Raw genomic sequence first — 17,593 nt, forward strand, 5'->3', positions numbered from 1 at the left:
TCGAGCCCCCGCTTTTACCTGAAGGGAAAGTCATTATTGCAATATCCTGCTGCTCATTTGTCGTGGTATTCTTCCCTTGTTCGCCCCGGTGTGAGAAATCCATGATTGGAACCTGAATTCGGCGGGCTACGATTTCGCATGCATCTCTAATTTCATCATGTTTTTGGGGAAGAAGTCTGTTATTGGATTTGAAGCAAACCGTGTAATCTATTTAATGTTTGTACCGATTGTAGACTCGGCATCGATTCCAGCGCCCAAACGTTCATGGAAATACCTGAAGCCTACAACAATGTCGTGTGAATCAGTGAGAGGTTTGTAATGAATACGATTGATGAATTGTTTGCTGCCGGACAAGGAGAGCCGAAAGAAGCGAATATCCGGGAAATGCAGATGATTATAATGAAGCCTGACGATCACCCATGGCGACTGTCGGGCTTTTTATCATTCGCTGAGAAGGGTGTCTGATCGGCTTCACTTCGTTTCTCCGTATGCAGGTTTCGGAATTTGGAAGGAGTGACGCCGTAGAAGCTTGCGAATTGCCTCCCGAAATAATCAGGAGAACTGAATCCGACGCCCAGTGCGATGTCAGTGATCGAACGTAACGTATACTGCAGGAGATTCTCCGCTTGCTTCAGCCTGTATTTCGTAAGCGTCTCGATTATGGAGTCGCCGACCTGCTCTTTGAACAAGTGCGATAGTCGCGACGGTGACAAGCAAACCTTGTGGGCGAGATCTTCAATATGATGATCCTCCGCATAGTGCTTGGCCAGAAAACCGAGAATTTCCTTGATTCTAGGGTCCACCGTCTTTTTCACCTTATGCATCCCGGCGACGAGCAGCACAATTTCCTCTAATGCATTCATTGTGAGTTCATCTTGAAGGGAAGTGTTAGAGAACTTGTAGGACAGCACGCGGCGGAATGCAGACTCAATCGCTTGCCGGGTGTTCTCGTCTTCAATCAAGTGATGATAGATTGGCCCCACGGTATTACTGGCAGGAATCCAATCCATCCATGTGATTCGCGGAATGAAATGCGCCCAGAACTTCTCCCATACGCTTCCTTCGACGGTATAGTAGTCCTGTCTAACTCCAGGAGAGATGATAGTTATCGTACCTTGTGTGCACAAGAGCTCACTTTCATCCCCATTATTGACATAACCCTGTCCTGCGATCGTGTACATAACGAGCCAGTCTTTCGTGAAGGAGTCGGACATATGTATACAATTCAGCAGGATCATTCGGTAGTTATTTTAGACGGAATGTGGCGGTTTGCCCTCGACCCTCAAGATGCAGGCGAGCAGGGGAAATGGTATGAAGGTATACAGGCCGTGCAGCAGGGCAGCGTGCAGCTTCCTGGAACTTTATCCGGTAACGGCATTGGGGAGAGCGAGCAATGGGAGGAAGGATTGAGCCGGGAAGCGGTTCGTTCCCTTCGGCAGAGGCATCGATATATCGGTGCCGCCTGGTATGAATGTGAAGTCATAGTGCCCGCCGGTTGGGCGGCTAAACAACTGAACTTCTATTTTGAGCGTGTCATGTTCGAATCTGCCTTATGGGTGAACGGCAAGTATGCGGGACGGCAAGACAGCTTGTCTGTTCCCCATCAATTCGATGTGACGTCGCTTATTGTGACTGGAAGCGTTAATAGGATTACCGTACGGATTGATAACCGCGATATCCATCGTTTGGGTGCTTATCCGAGTGCATATACGGATGAGACGCAGACGATCTGGAACGGTATGATCGGCAAGCTGGAGCTCTGGGCTTCGGAAGCTGTCAGAATGGCCGAGTTACGGCTGTATCCGGACGCGGACAACAGGCGGATGACTATAACTGGAACATGGACAAATGAGTTGAATGAAGATGCATTGGCGATGGTCGAGGTTGTTGCTATTACGAAAAGCGGTTCACGTCCGCATCGCGTCTCTCCCCGCGAGTTCGAATTCCGCATTCCCGCCAGGACGGACGAAGCGTTCCGTCTTGATTATGATTTAGGAGCGGATGCGCGGCTGTGGGACGAATTCGAGCCTCATGTGTACGAGTTACAGCTCCATGCACGTATTAACATCGGAGGAGAGTGGCTGGAGACTGAGCAAAGCTATCCGTTTGGCTTGCGCTCCATCCGAAGTGTGGGCAATCAAATACAAATCAACGGCCGGAATACCTTGCTGCGTGGGACGCTGGAATGCTGCATTTTTCCGCTCACCGGCCATCCCCCGATGGATCAGGCGCCCTGGACCAGATTGTTTCAAATCGCCAAGGATTACGGTCTAAACCATATCCGTTTTCACTCCTGGTGTCCGCCAGAAGCTGCATTCGATGCTGCTGACAGACTCGGCATTTACGTGCAAGCGGAAGGTCCGGTATGGATGGATACCTGGAATATGCCTGTGGGTGCTCACCCTGAGCATTATGCTTATTTGCCGGAAGAAGCCCGCAGAATCGTTGCCGCGTATGGAAGTCATCCGTCTTTCTGCATTTTTAGCAACGGCAACGAGTTGAATGGAGATTTCAATCTTCTTCATCAAATCGCCGCTGACCTTAAGGCTTCGGATGAGGGAAGACTGTATACTTTAACGACGAATTGGGATCGGCCGCTAGACCCGGCGGACGACTTGTTCTGCGCACAGACAGTTGATGGTACGGGTGCGAGAGGACAGTATTTCCCCGAAGAGCTGGCTGCTGCCACAACGCTGGATTTCCGCTCCGCTATCGCCAAGAGCCCCGTACCCTTGATCACGCACGAGGTCGGACAGTATACGGTCTATCCCGACGTAGACGAGATTGAAAGCTACAGCGGCGTACTTCGCCCGGTGAATCTGGAAGCAATCAAGGAGGATCTTCTGCAGAAAGGGATGCTCGGTGACATCCGGAAATTCGTCCGCGGATCGGGGATGCTGGCGCTGCAGCTGTACCGGGATGAAATCGAAGCTGCGCTACGAACGCCAGGTTTAGGCGGCTTTCAATTACTCGATCTTCACGATTTCCCGGGTCAAAGCACGGCAACTGTCGGCATACTGAACGCGTTCTGGGAATCGAAAGGATTGGTTGAGCCGGAGGCATTCAGACAATTTTGCGCACCGACCGTGCTTTTGCTCCGCATGCCGAAACGGATTTACATCAGCGGTGAAACGTTCCGGGCCAGCGTGGATATCGCGCATTTCGGGAGTTCCGGACTGCCGGCATCTGATGTAGAGTGGACACTGGCAGAAGAATCCGGCCGTGTGCTCGGTAGCGGTATCATGCGAACGGGGGTGCTGCCCTGCGGTTCCGGGTTGCCGATCGGTGAATTTGAGACGGATGCGCTCAAGGAATTTGACCGGAACGCCCGGCTGATCGTTTCGTTGGCCATACCTTGCATCGGCATCCGGAATGAATGGCCGATTTGGGTATATGCTGTGGATTCGGCAGCAACTGAAATTTCAGATTCGTCCATTCATGTGACGGATGTATTCGACGAAGAGACGGAACGCAGGCTGCAGGCGGGGGACCGCGTGTTGTTCCTGGCTGCAAGTGCGAATTTGATCCGATCAGCGCCCGGGAAATTTTATCCTGTATTTTGGAGCTCGGTTCATTTCTCCAGCGAGAATCCATGCGGCATTGTCGTCCGGCATGAACATCCGGCGTTCCAAGTATTCCCGACACTCGATTACGCGGAGTATCCTTGGCAAGATCTATTGGACCGGTCCGTGTCGGTTGTCTTTACAGGAGATGATCCTTTCGATCCTATCGTGCAGGTGATACCGAACTTCTACCATAACCGGAAGATGTCCAATTTGTTTGAATACCGCGTTGGTCAAGGCAGACTTCTCGTCTGCGGCATTGATATCCAGCAGGATTTGGCGGATCGTCCAGCCGCATTAGCACTACGACAGAGCTTGACCGGTTATATGCGCAGTGATGCATTCCGTCCTAATGCTTCAATCCAGATCGAAACGCTTCGGGAATTATTGAACAGCCGTACGACAGGGCAACCGGATGGTTGGCCTGTGCTCACAGGAGGTGAACTGGCCATCGGCAAGGAGGCACTAAGCGATAGCAGCCTGGAAGCCGAACATTCGCCTTCCAAAGGAAACGACGGGATTGAGCATACGAAGTGGCTTGCAGCCGACGAGGTCGCCGGCCATTGGTGGCAGGTGGATTTGGGAAAGGACAGGATAATTAGCGGCACCAGGGTGAAGTTTCATCAACCAGGCAATTTTTTATATGTCATTCAAGTATCCAGTGACGGCCACGAATGGAAAGTCATGGTCAATCAGACAGGTCAAACGTCAACGGAGCAAATCCGAACGGACCGCTTCAACGTAACTGCGAGATACGTCCGGATTGTCTATAATGGATTGCCGGCTTCACAGAAGGCTGGACATTATCATTTTGAGGTATATGGGAAGTAACTTAACGGCTGTGAGGAATGTGTAATATAGTGGTCCTCTCTCCGGGTGTATGGGAAATGAAAGTTCACGGTCTTGGTAGCTATGCATATAAATGATCCTTCACCCGTTTGGAATGCTTCTATAATTTGCGAGTCTTTGTTATAAATAAGAATTTAATTCATTATGTTAAGTGTTTTGTCAATTGGCGAATGCCTTTCCCCAAGGTATGGTAAAGATAATATGTTCAGGGAGGGGATATTTCATGATTCGCATGTTTCCGCAACATGTTAAACGAGAGAGCATGCTAGTGGACGGGTACTGGGATTTTGCTGTGGACGCACATAATCGCGGAGTTCAGGAACAATCGGATGCTGACATTTCCGGGCGTCTTCTTCGCAAACTCGCAGGCGCTGGTCGGAATTCACCTGTTACGAATTCGCTGAATAGTGAAATTGTGTATACGGTAGAAGAGGCTTGGCCAGAAAAGCAGGAGTATCTACAGGTGCATGTCCGGCAGGCTTGGAGAAATCTGCGTCTGTGGGAGCATGAGGATCCGACGCTGGATGGATAAAAAAATTTGGATATTATCGAAGAATTGCGCTGCAATAGCATTAGAGGGTCCAATTATCCACAAAGTGCATATTGGCTTGACCTGCTTGACGAGCGGGCATTGTGTTCTGGAGTGAGATCCTGCTTTGATCATGTCCAGCATATGACAGATCCGCTAGTCCACGAGCGTGCCATGCACATGCTGGAGGAAATGATCTCGTATAACTTCAATCATCCTAGTGTGCTATTCTGGTCCGTTCATAATGAATGTGATACAAATACGTCAGAAGGTCTTGGGTTCACAAAGCTGCTTACCGATCGTGTCCGCGAGCTAGATAACAGCAGACTTATCACCTATACTACACATCGGCAGGCAGTTTGGATACCCGTATGTGAGAGTCGGACGAAGTGGATTAATGATAGTAATGATAGTGTGTTTAGGGAGTGAGGATATTGAGAGAAGTAGTAACGGACATAACCAAGGGAACCTATAAAGGCTTTAAGTCTATCGTGATGGAGAGTGAACAGATTCGTCTGGAAACCGTACCGGAAATCGGCGGTAAGCTGGTCTCTATCCTTTATAAGCCTGCAGGTAAGGAGTGGATGCTGGACTCTGGTGACCGTCCTATGCTGCAGCCGGAGTACGGCTCTACTTTCTCAGATTGGGATATGAGCGGCTGGGATGAATGTTTTCCGACGATCAATAGCTGTTCTTCAGGAATAGATAGAAGCGTGATCCTTCCAGATCATGGTGAGCTATGGTCACTTCCATGGGACTGCAGAATCGGAGGGGATTCAATGGTCAGTTCGGTGCGAAGTCCACGGCTTCCCTATCAGTTCACGAGAGAAATCTCATTTCCTTCAGCAGATCGGATAAGACTGGATTACCGCGCTGACAATTTGAGTGACCAGCCCATCCCCTTTTTGTGGGTGCCCCATCCGCAGTTCGCAATTACGGAACCGACCCGCATTCTTCTCCCTGAGTTTATGGAGGACATGCAGTGTGTATACGAAGGCAATTCGTTGAAGGGTGGAGAGTCGTATGACTGGGATGAGGTATCACTGATTTCTTCTGAGGTTACCGGGGATGGCAGAAAATTTTATTATCGTTATCAAGTTCCGGTAGGATGCTCCGGGCTATACGAAGAAAAGAGCGGGAACTTCTTAATCCTATCCGTTCCGGCAGACAAGGTTCCCTATTTAGGAGTTTGGGTGGACGAAGGTATGTTTAATGACCGGGTCACTTGTGCACTCGAACCAAGTATCGGCTATTATGATTCGTTAGAAATAGCAGTCGGCAATGGGACGGCACAAGTGATAGCTGCACAATCATCTTTTTCATGGCATTTAGAGCTGTTTATAGGCGCTGGAATCAACAATCTGGGGATTGAGGAGCGCGCGACCTATATGAAGAATATCGTATCGTTGTAAGTGAGGACCAAAAGAATATATTTGCAGGTCATTATTAAACTTGGCGTCGTTAACGCTTCCGGCGAGCGGATTAGTTTTACGAACTATTATATGGAGAAGAACAGTGAGCCGTTTTTTGGCGTGTACGGTGAACTCCATTTTTCCGGTTACGATGAACGGTACTGGGAAATATTTTTGGAACCTGCATGAGGAAGTCGAAGTCGGAGTGTTTGAATGGGAAGGAAATAAAGACTTACGCAAATTCATTCAGCTGTGTGATCTGGCAGAGTCTGTATGTCATCATGATCCGCAGTGGACCTTTCTGTCATGCTGAGATCCGCAACGGCGGCATGCGGAGTGGCTATTCGGCCGTCCGTTTGAGATTCGCTCCAATGATGAAGGTTATCTGGCGTATGTGCGGAGGCTGGACACAGAAATTGGCCTACAGATCCCAAGGCTTACTGTATAAAGAGGGAGGCCCAATCATCGGCACCCAAATTGAGAATGAACATAACCATCTCTCGGCACAGTGGGGCCAGACAACTGGCATCAACAATATGTGGCTTAATGGCGGCAGTAACGGTAATGAAGATATGCTGCGGCTAAGGAACATGGCGACCAGACATGTATAGATACGCCCATCTATACATGTACAGGATGGGGAGGGATTCGGGTTATGGAAGGCGGACATCCTTGGTAAGCAGCGCGTCCTATTCACGAACGCCAATTTGCTTGTATCAGGCTTGAGATAAAGCTCGAATCAACGGATTATAATAATTTGCCGCGTAAACTGACTATCACCATGTGGGATTTCTCCTGGTATACGATGACCTTGCCCGGTGAGCCTTACAGTGATCTTGCTGCAAGATTTAAGGAAGCGGTGGATAGAGGGTACAATACGATTCGAATCTGTGCGATGCCTTTCTTATTGTTCACTGCGGAAGGCAAACGGCCAGGCCCTTAACATTTCGGCAGCCTGGGAGCTGTCGGGCAGCGGACACGCTGGTACAACTGCCGCGGCGGAGCCGAGCTGGACGGACATGCGCATTTGCTGGACTGCGAAAAGGCATGTCACTTGGATTCTGGGGAATGACGCTTTGCTCCAACTGTGCACCGCATCATCCGTTCTGGAACGATATCGCGTGGCAGCAGAAATGGAACCGGTTTATTCTTGAAGCAGAATAATAGGTAAAAGCGATGTTTACTACTCAAACTGACTGTGTAATGTTAGGAATTCTAAGTCTATCGTAACTTTGACTGGTACCCTCCCAAAGCAGGAATCACTAAAATTAAATTGTAAGGAGAATTAAGAATATAAAGGGAGGTTTCAAAGTGAAAAGGTTAAAGAAAAACACAGTTTCGTCTCTTGTAATCGCTTTAATGTTCGCGCTCACTCTTTCCGGATGTGGTGGCAACAACAATACGAACAACTCGGCAAGTGAAACGTCAGATCTGGCGGCAACCCATTCATCGGCATCGGCAGCAACAAATGCTGATAGACCGGACAACTCCAAGGAGGTCAAGCTTACTGGATTCCTGATTGGTGAAGCACCAAAAGGTTTGCCTGAAGTCTTGGCCGCAATCAATGAGAAACTCAAGAAAGACATTAACGCTACCCTTGAAATCAACTATATTGGCTGGGGAGATGTGGCTTCCAAATATCCGTTAGTGCTCGCTTCTGGTCAGGATGTGGATTTCATCTTTGCAGCCGACTGGAATTATTATATTTCGGAAGCCAACAAGGGATCTTTCATGCCACTTAATGAGAATATGCTCCAGACCTACATGCCGAAATACTTCGCCAAACAAGATCCTGCAGCATACAAGGCTACTATTGTTAACGGGAAGCAGTATATGATTCCGACGACTACCCCAGACCGGAAAGTAGGCATAGTTGTACTTCGAAAAGACATCCTGGATAGAAGCGGACTGGAGAATCCAACCAATCTTTCCGAACTGGGACCCTATTTTGCTGAACTTAAAAAGAATCATCCTGAAATGACCCCACTGAATCTGGATTCACAATATGATCTGGCTCAACCATTTAATGCTCTCGTTAATGAGAAGTTTGCATTTACAAGTGCGCCTATTGATTCCAATAATCCATCCGAAGTTGGTACTTACACCGACTCAGAGGATCCTGCAGGTAGAATTTTGAGTCTTACGGATGAACCGGTACTGAGCTCCTTTAAATATGCCGCCGGAATCATGAAGCAGTGGTATGATGCCGGTTATGTCAACAAAAATCCATTCGCCAATAAAGTGAAATCGGCGGATAACTTTCTTGAGGGGAAAGCAGGAGTAGCCTTCGGCAACTCCCTGAGCATTTCATCCATGGTAACATCTGCTCAGAATAAAGGTATAGAAACATACATTATGCCGACCCTTAGTCCTACAGGGAAATCCCCATCTAATAGCTGGTTGAACAACGGGGTGGCCATTGCCGCCAACTCTGCTAATCCTGAACGTACGCTGCAGGCACTTGATTTGTTAATGGAAGATGAGTCTTACGTTAACCTGGCGTATTACGGTATTGAAGGGAAGAATTATATAACTACGGCTGATGGTAAGTTGGGACTACCAGAAGGAGTCAATGCAGAGAATAACAGCTATCCGCCGGATGCATCTGGTTTCTGGTTTGTAGATAAGGATTTTGGCAAACCGAGTGTAACCTGGCCAGAATCTTATATTGAGTTACAAAGCAAGGTTAAGAATTATCTTGCTCCACCAACCTATCTAGGATTTACCTTTAATACAGAGAAGGTTAAATCCGAAATGGCAAACCTGAAGACTGTATCTTCGCAATACTATCAACCGATAGTTATCGGTGGAGTCAAAGATGTAAATAAAGCTTTTGAAACTCTGGAATCCAAAATGAAAGCAGCCGGAATTGACAAAGTAAAAGCAGAAGTTGAAGCTCAAGCCGCTGAGTTTTTGAAAAACAGACAATAAAAATCCCCTTAAACGGCCGCTCCCATGGGGCGGCTTTTCATTTACAGATACCTTAAGAAATCAAAGCTAATCATAAGACTGTCCGGTACTTTTGAGGTTGAGATAGCGGTAGACTTAACACATAAATCATAGAGCATATCGAAAGGTGATGGAGAGTAAATGCAGATCAAAACTGATGTTCCAGCCGGGCTGAAACAAAGGAAAAAATTTAAAAAAGGAAATCTGCTTTTGGATTTGAAGCAGAACCGTGTACTCTATTTAATGTTTGTGCCAATTGCGATTTACTATGTTATCTTCTCATATATCCCTATGGGCGGGATTGTAATGGCCTTTCAGTCTTATACGTTAAAGGGTGGATTATTTTCTAGCCCGTGGGTAGGGTTTGAGAACTTTGATTATTTTTTCTCGTCCGGCAAAGCCTGGCTCGTTACCCGCAATACAGTTGTTTATAATGTGATCTTCCTGACTGCATATACATGCTTTTCATTGGGAGCAGCTATTTTTTTATCTGAAATTCAAAAGAAGTGGTTTAAGAAACTCTCCCAAACGTTAATGTTTCTACCCTACTTTATCTCGTGGGTTACTGTTTCGGCCTTCGTGTATAACTTTCTGAATTATGAATACGGTATTGTCAATAAAATGCTGGAATATTTCAATATTGCGGCATTAGATATCTATTCGGAAACCAGTTACTGGTATATTCTTCTGCCGTTTCTCTATGTCTGGAAATGGGTTGGCTACGGCAGTGTTCTCTATCTGGCGGCCATAGTGGGTATTGATCAGGAAATATATGAAGCAGCAACGATTGATGGAGCTACCCGCTTCCAGAAAATAACGAAAATTACGCTGCCTCTTCTGAAACCGACAATGATCATTTTGATTCTGCTGGGGTTAGGCCGGATCATGCGCGGGGAATTTGATATGTTCTATCAGCTCATCGGCAACAACGGAAGACTCATGGACGCAACTGATATTATAGATACTCTGGCTTTCCGCTCTCTAATAGGCACTGCGGATTTCGGAATGGCATCCTCCGTTGGTGTGTATCAGTCCGTTCTTACACTGATTATTATCTTGACGGCGAACTGGCTTGTAAGACGATATGACAAAGATCAAGCCCTGTTTTAAACCTATCCATTTCAGAAGAGGTGTAATCAATGACTACTACAAGCAACCGTAAAATAAATTCGACACCATGGTTCGCATTTACTTCCTATGCCATTGTGTTAATCATCGCTCTTGTCTGCGTACTGCCTTTTATCGTCTTAATCTCCGGCTCGCTCTCTACAGAGAGTTCAGTAATCAAGGATGGTTACTGGTTCTGGCCGCGTGACTTTTCACTCGACGCCTTTAAATTTATTTTCCGCTACCCTCAAGATGTATTGTCCGCTTATAAAGTCTCGATCATCATCACTGTTATCGGGACGACGCTCTCCTTGCTGATCTCTTCCATGTCGGCCTTTGTCATTAGCCGCAAAGAGATCAGGTACCGAAATGTACTAGCTTTTTTCTTGTTCTTCACAACGTTGTTCAGCGGGGGACTGGCACCTTATTACATCTGGATCTCACGCAATTTACATTTGTCAGATACTTATTTGGTGCTGATCCTGGTCCCTATGTTTAATGTGATGTATATTTTGATTCTACGGAGTTTTATCCAGGGTTCAGTGCCCGAACCGCTTATCGAATCGGCAAAAATAGATGGAGCCGGCTATTTGCGGATATATCTTCAAATGATTCTGCCGTTGTCCAAGCCTGCACTTGCTTCCATTGGTGTATTTATGGTTTTGGCTTATTGGAATGACTGGTGGACGGCAATGATGTTCACGAACAATAATAATATGGTGCCGCTCCAGTATCTGCTCTATAAAATGTTATCCTCTGTTAATTTATCATCGGCCATGGCAGAGCATGTAGCGAATCTCGATACACCGAAAGAAACCTTCAAGCTGGCGATGACTGTCATAGCTACAGGTCCAATTATTCTGGCATTCCCTTTTGTGCAGAAATATTTCGTGTCCGGCATCACGATCGGTGCGGTTAAAGGGTAATGAGATCCCCAGAGTTCAGTGTATAATCTAAAGAATCTAGGCACATATTCACTTCATGAACCGGTAAAGGGGGATACCCGCTTGAAACTACTAATTGTTGATGACGAGACACGAACAAGAGAATTGCTGCGAAGTCATATCGATTGGGAGGGAATCGGAGTTGATGAAGTGAGGACAGCCCATAATGGAATAAAGGCACTTGAATATGCAACAGAATGGAAGCCGGAGATTATACTTTGTGATGTGCGGATGCCAAAAATGGACGGCATAGAGTTTGCCAACCAATACCGCTTGATTGCACCGCAAGGTAAAATTATCTTCTTAAGCGGGTATTCGGATAAAGAGTATTTGAAATCGGCTATACATCTAAAGGCATTGACTTATATAGAGAAGCCAGTAAATCCGTTAGAAGTACGTTCTGCGGTTAAAGCTGCCGTCCTGCTCTGCCAAGAAGAGGAAAAGAAGTACAATGTGGAATTGCAGGTTCAAAAGGATATTGACCGGAGCCTTCCGTATCTGCGGCAGGAAATGGTCCGCAAGCTGATTTCCAATCCGGCTTCGCCGAATGTCGGCCCCGCGATCCACAATCAGGAAACATTTTTGTTGCCGCTTAAGGGGCCATACACGGTTGCCACAGCCAATCTCTACTGGAAAGGATTGTCTCATCCCGAGGATTTCTCACTACAACAGAATATCATCCTGGATATGATTAACCGGAGTCAGAATTTCCCGTCTCTACGATTAATAGCAGGGTTTAATTGGCAGAATCAATTGGTACTGATTATTCCTGGACGCTTCGGCAACGCTTACCGGGATGGACGTGGAACGATTGAAGAATTATTCGCTGAGCTATGTCAAATCGCAGGTGAAGCTATTGAGCTAAGACTCGGCATCGGTTCCAGCGCCCAAACGCTCATGGAAATACCTGAAGCCTACAATAATGCCGTTCGAATCAGTGCTTTTCAGTATTATCATGATCAGAACAATATTTTCTTCGATTCGATCGGACCTTCCCAGTCTATTGATACCAATTGGGACGAGGTACGCCGCATTCGCAACCATTTACGCAAAGGAGAGATTGATGCCGCAAAAGTTGCACTGAGGGAGTGGACGCGGTATGCACGTGCCTGTATGGATCTTGATATTCTACGGCTGAAAGATACTTATTTTCAATTTATGCTTGCGATTACAGAGACTGCCGTTCAACTGAATCTGGTGGAGCAGACGGAGGATAAGGAAAGGCGTTATGTGTGGAAGGAAATCGACGGTATTCCCAGCCTGAATGCACTTGAGAGGTTTGTAATGAATACAATTGATGAATTGTTTGCTGCCGGACAAGGAGAACCGAAAGATGCGAATATCCGGAAAATGCAGATAATCGTCCAGTATATTCATGCCAATTTTCATCAGAGCGGGTTTACAATCAAGGCGATTGCCGATCATGTTCAATTTAGCGAAACTTATTTATGCGCGTATTTCAAAAAACAGCAGGGGCAAACCATTAAAGAGTATATTACTGAAGTCAGAATAAATAAAGCAAAGGAACTGCTGGGAGATATGAGTATGAAATTATTTGAGATCACAGTGCAGCTAGGCTTTACGGATGCAGGTTACTTTACAACTTTTTTCAAAAGATACGTCGGTTGTACACCCAGCGAGTATCGTGAGCGAATGCTGCGATGAAGATCTGGTTGAGCAGGTTATCCAATCTAAGCATTCGCTATAAGCTGTTTGCTACCTACCTTCTCGTCATCTCCATTCCTTTTATATTACTTCTGATTATTCATATCACTCTTACGCAGAAGGAAGATGAAGAACGGGCGATAGATTCCTCACGCAAGATGCTGAATGAAACTAAATCTTATGTTGCTTACAAGTCTGAGGCAATGACAGAGGTGCTTAACTTTTTAGCATTCAACCCTCTGGTTCAGAACGGAGTTGCCGCCGATTCAGCGCCCTATGAGAATATTATTAGGTGGCATGATGAGGCGATTGTGCTGACCCAACTGGTTAATCAATTTCTGTACAATAAGGATATTAACAGCATCCAAATCTACATGGAAAAGGGATTAGCGGGTGCGACAGAAAGTCCTGATTTCTTACAACTGAACAAGGTGAAATCAACGGTTTGGTACCGTGATTTTGCCTCAACAGACGATTTTTTTGATTGGCTTCCCACCAAGGTGCTGGACCCCGGTGCAAGTACGGGAGAAATAGCGATATTACGGAAAGTGCTCGATGTTAACAATAGCCGGAAATTTAAAGGGATTGTTCAAGCCCGTATTGAATCAAGCGCGATGCAGACTGTTCTAAATCATGCGGTATTGACACCCAATACATCCTCACTGCTATTTAATGACCGGGGAGATCTGCTGAGCAGTTCAGATCATTTCGACTACCAGGATACACTGGTGACGGATGTATTGAAGAATACAACTGAGCATTCAGCAAGAGAGGGATATTACAATGACGATTATCTTATTGAAGGCAAGCGCCATCTCCTTGGGGTGGAGGACATTCCGAATACGAATCTTAAGGTAGCTATTGTAGTTCCATATTCGGATATTACCGAATCGACAATAAAAGCCAGAAGCCGCATCATCTCCATATTTATGCTGGTCATTCCCCTGATGCTGCCCCTAGCCTATTTTACCGCAGGTACAGCAACCAAGCGGATTCGCCTGCTGATCCTGCATGCCCGGAAGATTAAACATGGCAACTTCAATATCACTCCGCTTCCCGTAAAGGGAGATGAGATCGGAGAGCTTACACAAAATTTCAATGTCATGGTGCAAAATATATCTGAGTTAATTGACGAAACCTACAAGCTCGGGAATGAAGTGAAGAGCAATGAGTTAAAAGCTCTTCAGGCGCAAATCAATCCGCATTTTCTCTACAATACACTGGATCTGATTAATATCATGGCGATTGAAGCCGATGAGCGTGAAATCCAACGCGTTGTAGATGAGCTAGCAACATTTTATAAGCTTAGTCTGTCAAACGGCAAGGAATTCGTTACTTTAGAGAGCGAGCTTCAACATATTGAGGCCTATACAAGCATACAGAATATACGTTTTGGAGGCGGGATCAGACTTGAGCTTGAGGTAACCCGCGAATGGTATACATGCGAAATGCCGAAGATTATTCTGCAGCCATTGGTGGAAAATGCGATTCTGCACGGTATTATGGAAAAAGAGCCTGAAGAAGGGATCATACGGGTGACAGCCTGGGCTGAGCAGGATGATCTTATTGTACAGCTGTCAGATGATGGAATCGGTATGGAAGCTGAGGAACTGGATGCTATCTTCAAAGGAGATAACAGAAAACGAAAAGGTGGGGGGTATGGCGTCCGCAACATTGATGAGAGATTAAAGCTTGCTTATGGAGCGTCATATGGGTTGAAATTCGAGAGCATTCCCAAACAAGGTACTCGTGTGTATATGCGTATTCCATTAAAGAGTAATAGGCTTAAAGTCTAAATTCTTGTAAAACATATCGTTATATTAATGAATCCTGACGATCACCAAATGGTGACTGTCAGGATTTTTATCATTCCCGCGGATGAATTGTGTCCAATCGGCTTCATTTCTCCGCATGCCAGAAACGGAATTTGGAAGTTGTGACAGCGTAGTAGCTTGTGAATTGCTTCCCTCAGGGCATTCCCGGCAATAAGGGGCATTTCCATATAGAAATCTTCTATTGAACAAGAATATAGTCCATTATAATAAGCGTTTTGTCAATTGGCGGCAGCCTTCTCCCAAGTTAAAGTAAAGATAGTATGTTTGGGGAGTGAGAATGTTGAGTGAAGCAGTACCGCATGATTTTGTGATGCAAGCTTGTACAGTCAGCATAACCGAGGGTACCTACAAAGGCTTCAAATCTATCGTGATGGAAAGTGAACAGATCCGGCTGGAAACCGTACCTCCTTTGGAATAGACAAGACCATCAGCCTTCCTGATCATGGCGAGGTGTGGTCACTTCCATGGGACTGCAGGATTGGAGAAATTTCAATGGTCAGCTCGGTCCGGAGTACACGGCTTCCCTATCAGTTCACGAGAGCCATCTCATTTTCTTCAGCAGATCGGATAAGGCTGGATTACCGCGCTGACAATTTAAGCGACCAACCAATCTCCTTTTTGTGGGTGCCTCATCCGCAAATCGCGGTCACGGAACCGACCCGTATTCTGCTCCCGGAGTCCATGGAGGAAATACTGTGTGTGTACGAAGGCCATTCGCTGAAGAATGGGGAGACGTATGCCTGGGATGATGTATCGCTGATTTCTCCTGTAGTTACCGGAGATGGCAGAAAGTTTTATTACCGTGATAAAGTTCCGGAAGGCCGTTCGGGGCTATATGGTGAAATGAGCGGTAGCTTCTTAATCCTGACTGTTCCCCAGGACAAGGTTCCCTATTTGTCGTTAACAGTAACACCACGATGGCAGGGTGGAACGAGACGGCTAAAGAACTGATTGCAGATATTGCTTCTATTCGCGCAGTCCCTGTATATGAGCTTGTAATTAGACCTGAGTAGAGCGATACGCTGTAGGAGTCACCGGTACCGGTGACTCCTGTTTGTGTTATGTAACAGGATTACTTTCCTATAACGTTACAGCACTCCCGAGAGTAGTGGCCTCTTCTATCGCTAATGACAGTCTTACATTTGTTAAAGCATCTGACAAGGAGTAGGATGAGATTCCCGTCCGTAAGTAGTCCGACATATTTAACAAGGATTGAGCCATACCTATTTCTTCATCAGATAGAGGGGAAGGATGAAAGGGATTCCGGAACAGACATTGCTGGCCTGCACGCAATTCATAGAGTGCGAGACTGTCCAAACTGCCCTCTTGTCCTCCTTGTATCCGTCTCATTTGGAGATATTCTGTTTCGTCGGTACCCAGACGGCGGATAATATCATTATCCCGGATTTCACCATGTGAACCGCGGATCAGTACCCGGTTGGTTCGGAGTGGTGAGAAATATTGGGACCGTGTAAAATCAAGCACAGCGCTTTTGCCGGATGGAAAAACCATAATAGCGATATCTTGCTGCTCCATCTTTAGGGTATCTTCAGCCTCTTTACCTCTGTATGAAAAGTCCATGATTGGCACCTCCAGCCGGCGGGCTGTGATTTCACATGATATTTCAGAAACAGAGAGCCATTTGCGGATCAGACTGATTCCATGGTAGCCATGCGCCACAGAGGCTTGAACATGGCACACCTGGCCGAGATATCCGGCTTGGATTAATGCTGTTCTGGCCTGGTGGTGAGGATGAAGAGGATACTGCTCTGCAACCTGGATGGCAGGAGAATCAGCTATGGGGAGGAGTGTCTCATAATCAAGAAGCGTTGCAGCAGTGGGAGTTTCGGCCAGTACCGGTATTTTTAAAGCGGCCAGTTCTAGTAGTAAAGAGACAGCGGCGTCCTTGGAAACCGCCAAGACCACAAAGTCGCAGTCAGCAGCAAGACTTTCTATAGAACTGTATACTGGAAGATTCCATTTGTCGATTAGATACTGATATTTGGACTGGTTACGGATCAATAAGCCGGTAACCTGAAATTGCTGCGGATGTTTTTGAGCCAGCGTCAAATAACAATTCGCTCTCCAGCCACTTCCGATAATCCCAAAACGTATAGGTTTATTCATCGCAATAAACACCTCAATTTTTTACTTGTGATGTGTAGAGCGTAACATAAATAATTAATTTGGTCATTCCGACGCGAAACGAATACTTTCGATAATGCATCTGTAGAAATACAGACATAGTCTCATTGGATAACAATCGGAGCAACCCATATTGGCAGGAGCCAAAGCGTGGCCAATTATGTTTACAGTGTGGGTGCATGCGATCGTACCCAAGGGAATTTTTTCGGTCGGACTCCGATAAATCTGCTGCTGGAGCAAGTAAGAAGCAGCAGACTTTTTCATCCCTTGTGGAAAATAAGGGCGGATAGTTTTTTGACATCGTATCGTGTTCATAACCTTACACGACAGCATGAATTTTATGTTGTCGTGTTTTTTTAATTTTTAATATGAAGGGATTCTTAGTTGAAGCCGTGAGCCCCCGAAATATGGCTTCGCGCCTGTTCATCGTTCTCATAACCACTACATCACTCTAACGGCAGACGTTAGAGCCATGCAGACAAAAAGCAGCCGATCATGACGATCGGCTGCTTCATGTTGATCTAAGGTGCAGATACGCAAATTCTTCTGAATTACCTACCCGTCACATATCGGTGAACCGCCACACCGGCAAGTG

Annotated in this window: 14 protein-coding genes and 1 pseudogene; 13 read left to right on the forward strand and 2 right to left on the reverse strand. The window is 46.3% G+C overall.

Annotated features, from left to right (window positions below; translation table 11 throughout):
- Positions 1-413: 413 nt before the first annotated feature.
- Entirely contained in the window at positions 414-1,214 is an 801-nt protein-coding gene (locus B9T62_RS08035) for a helix-turn-helix domain-containing protein (RefSeq protein ID WP_245864389.1), read from the reverse strand.
- On the opposite strand from B9T62_RS08035, the gene B9T62_RS08040 reads away from it, so the two are divergent.
- The 13 genes and pseudogenes from B9T62_RS08040 to B9T62_RS08095 all read left to right on the forward strand — a co-directional run bounded on the left by B9T62_RS08040 (position 1,215) and on the right by B9T62_RS08095 (position 15,804).
- Complete coding sequence (locus B9T62_RS08040; protein WP_087914777.1) at positions 1,215-4,394, forward strand: discoidin domain-containing protein; 3,180 nt, start codon at positions 1,215-1,217, stop codon at positions 4,392-4,394. It begins immediately after the preceding gene.
- A gap of 241 nt (positions 4,395-4,635) precedes the next feature.
- Positions 4,636-4,944, forward strand: a complete 309-nt coding sequence (locus B9T62_RS08045) for a hypothetical protein (protein WP_087914778.1) — start codon at positions 4,636-4,638, stop codon at positions 4,942-4,944.
- Positions 4,945-4,950: 6 nt separating this feature from the next.
- The gene (locus tag B9T62_RS41715) at positions 4,951-5,370 is read left to right on the forward strand and encodes a glycoside hydrolase family 2 TIM barrel-domain containing protein (RefSeq protein ID WP_087914779.1); all 420 of its coding nucleotides are present in this window, start codon (positions 4,951-4,953) and stop codon (positions 5,368-5,370) included.
- 5 nt (positions 5,371-5,375) lie between these two features.
- Positions 5,376-6,353, forward strand: a complete 978-nt coding sequence (locus B9T62_RS08055; protein ID WP_087914780.1) for an aldose epimerase family protein — start codon at positions 5,376-5,378, stop codon at positions 6,351-6,353.
- Between the two features lie 209 nt (positions 6,354-6,562).
- Positions 6,563-6,964: a beta-galactosidase gene (locus tag B9T62_RS08060; RefSeq protein ID WP_169834351.1), complete on the forward strand. Its 402-nt coding sequence runs from the start codon at positions 6,563-6,565 to the stop codon at positions 6,962-6,964.
- Between the two features lie 170 nt (positions 6,965-7,134).
- Positions 7,135-7,389: pseudogene (locus B9T62_RS08065) on the forward strand (cellulase-like family protein); the annotation flags it as partial.
- Positions 7,390-7,664: 275 nt separating this feature from the next.
- Entirely contained in the window at positions 7,665-9,284 is a 1,620-nt protein-coding gene (locus B9T62_RS08070) for a DUF3502 domain-containing protein (RefSeq protein ID WP_245864390.1), read from the forward strand.
- 261 nt (positions 9,285-9,545) lie between these two features.
- A complete protein-coding gene (locus B9T62_RS08075; RefSeq protein ID WP_425436681.1) occupies positions 9,546-10,412 on the forward strand; it encodes an ABC transporter permease in 867 nt (288 codons plus the stop codon).
- 29 nt (positions 10,413-10,441) lie between these two features.
- Positions 10,442-11,335 (forward strand): carbohydrate ABC transporter permease, encoded by an 894-nt coding sequence (locus B9T62_RS08080; protein ID WP_087914783.1) that lies wholly within the window; start codon positions 10,442-10,444, stop codon positions 11,333-11,335.
- A gap of 81 nt (positions 11,336-11,416) precedes the next feature.
- Positions 11,417-13,018, forward strand: coding sequence for a response regulator (locus B9T62_RS08085; RefSeq protein WP_087914784.1), 1,602 nt, complete (start codon positions 11,417-11,419; stop codon positions 13,016-13,018).
- Positions 13,015-14,814 (forward strand): cache domain-containing sensor histidine kinase, encoded by a 1,800-nt coding sequence (locus B9T62_RS08090; RefSeq protein ID WP_087914785.1) that lies wholly within the window; start codon positions 13,015-13,017, stop codon positions 14,812-14,814. The genes B9T62_RS08085 and B9T62_RS08090 overlap by 4 nt, the downstream gene beginning before the upstream one ends.
- Positions 14,815-15,130: 316 nt before the next feature.
- The gene (locus B9T62_RS38835) at positions 15,131-15,271 is read left to right on the forward strand and encodes a hypothetical protein (protein WP_157685512.1); all 141 of its coding nucleotides are present in this window, start codon (positions 15,131-15,133) and stop codon (positions 15,269-15,271) included.
- A 74-nt stretch (positions 15,272-15,345) separates the two neighbouring features.
- Complete coding sequence (locus tag B9T62_RS08095; protein WP_087914786.1) at positions 15,346-15,804, forward strand: hypothetical protein; 459 nt, start codon at positions 15,346-15,348, stop codon at positions 15,802-15,804.
- A gap of 129 nt (positions 15,805-15,933) precedes the next feature.
- Here the strand turns inward: B9T62_RS08095 and B9T62_RS08100 are convergent, their stop codons facing one another.
- Positions 15,934-16,980, reverse strand: a complete 1,047-nt coding sequence (locus B9T62_RS08100; RefSeq protein WP_087914787.1) for a Gfo/Idh/MocA family protein — start codon at positions 16,978-16,980, stop codon at positions 15,934-15,936.
- Positions 16,981-17,593 lie beyond the last annotated feature (613 nt).

This window comes from Paenibacillus donghaensis (assembly GCF_002192415.1).
Taxonomy (GTDB): domain Bacteria; phylum Bacillota; class Bacilli; order Paenibacillales; family Paenibacillaceae; genus Paenibacillus_AQ; species Paenibacillus_AQ donghaensis.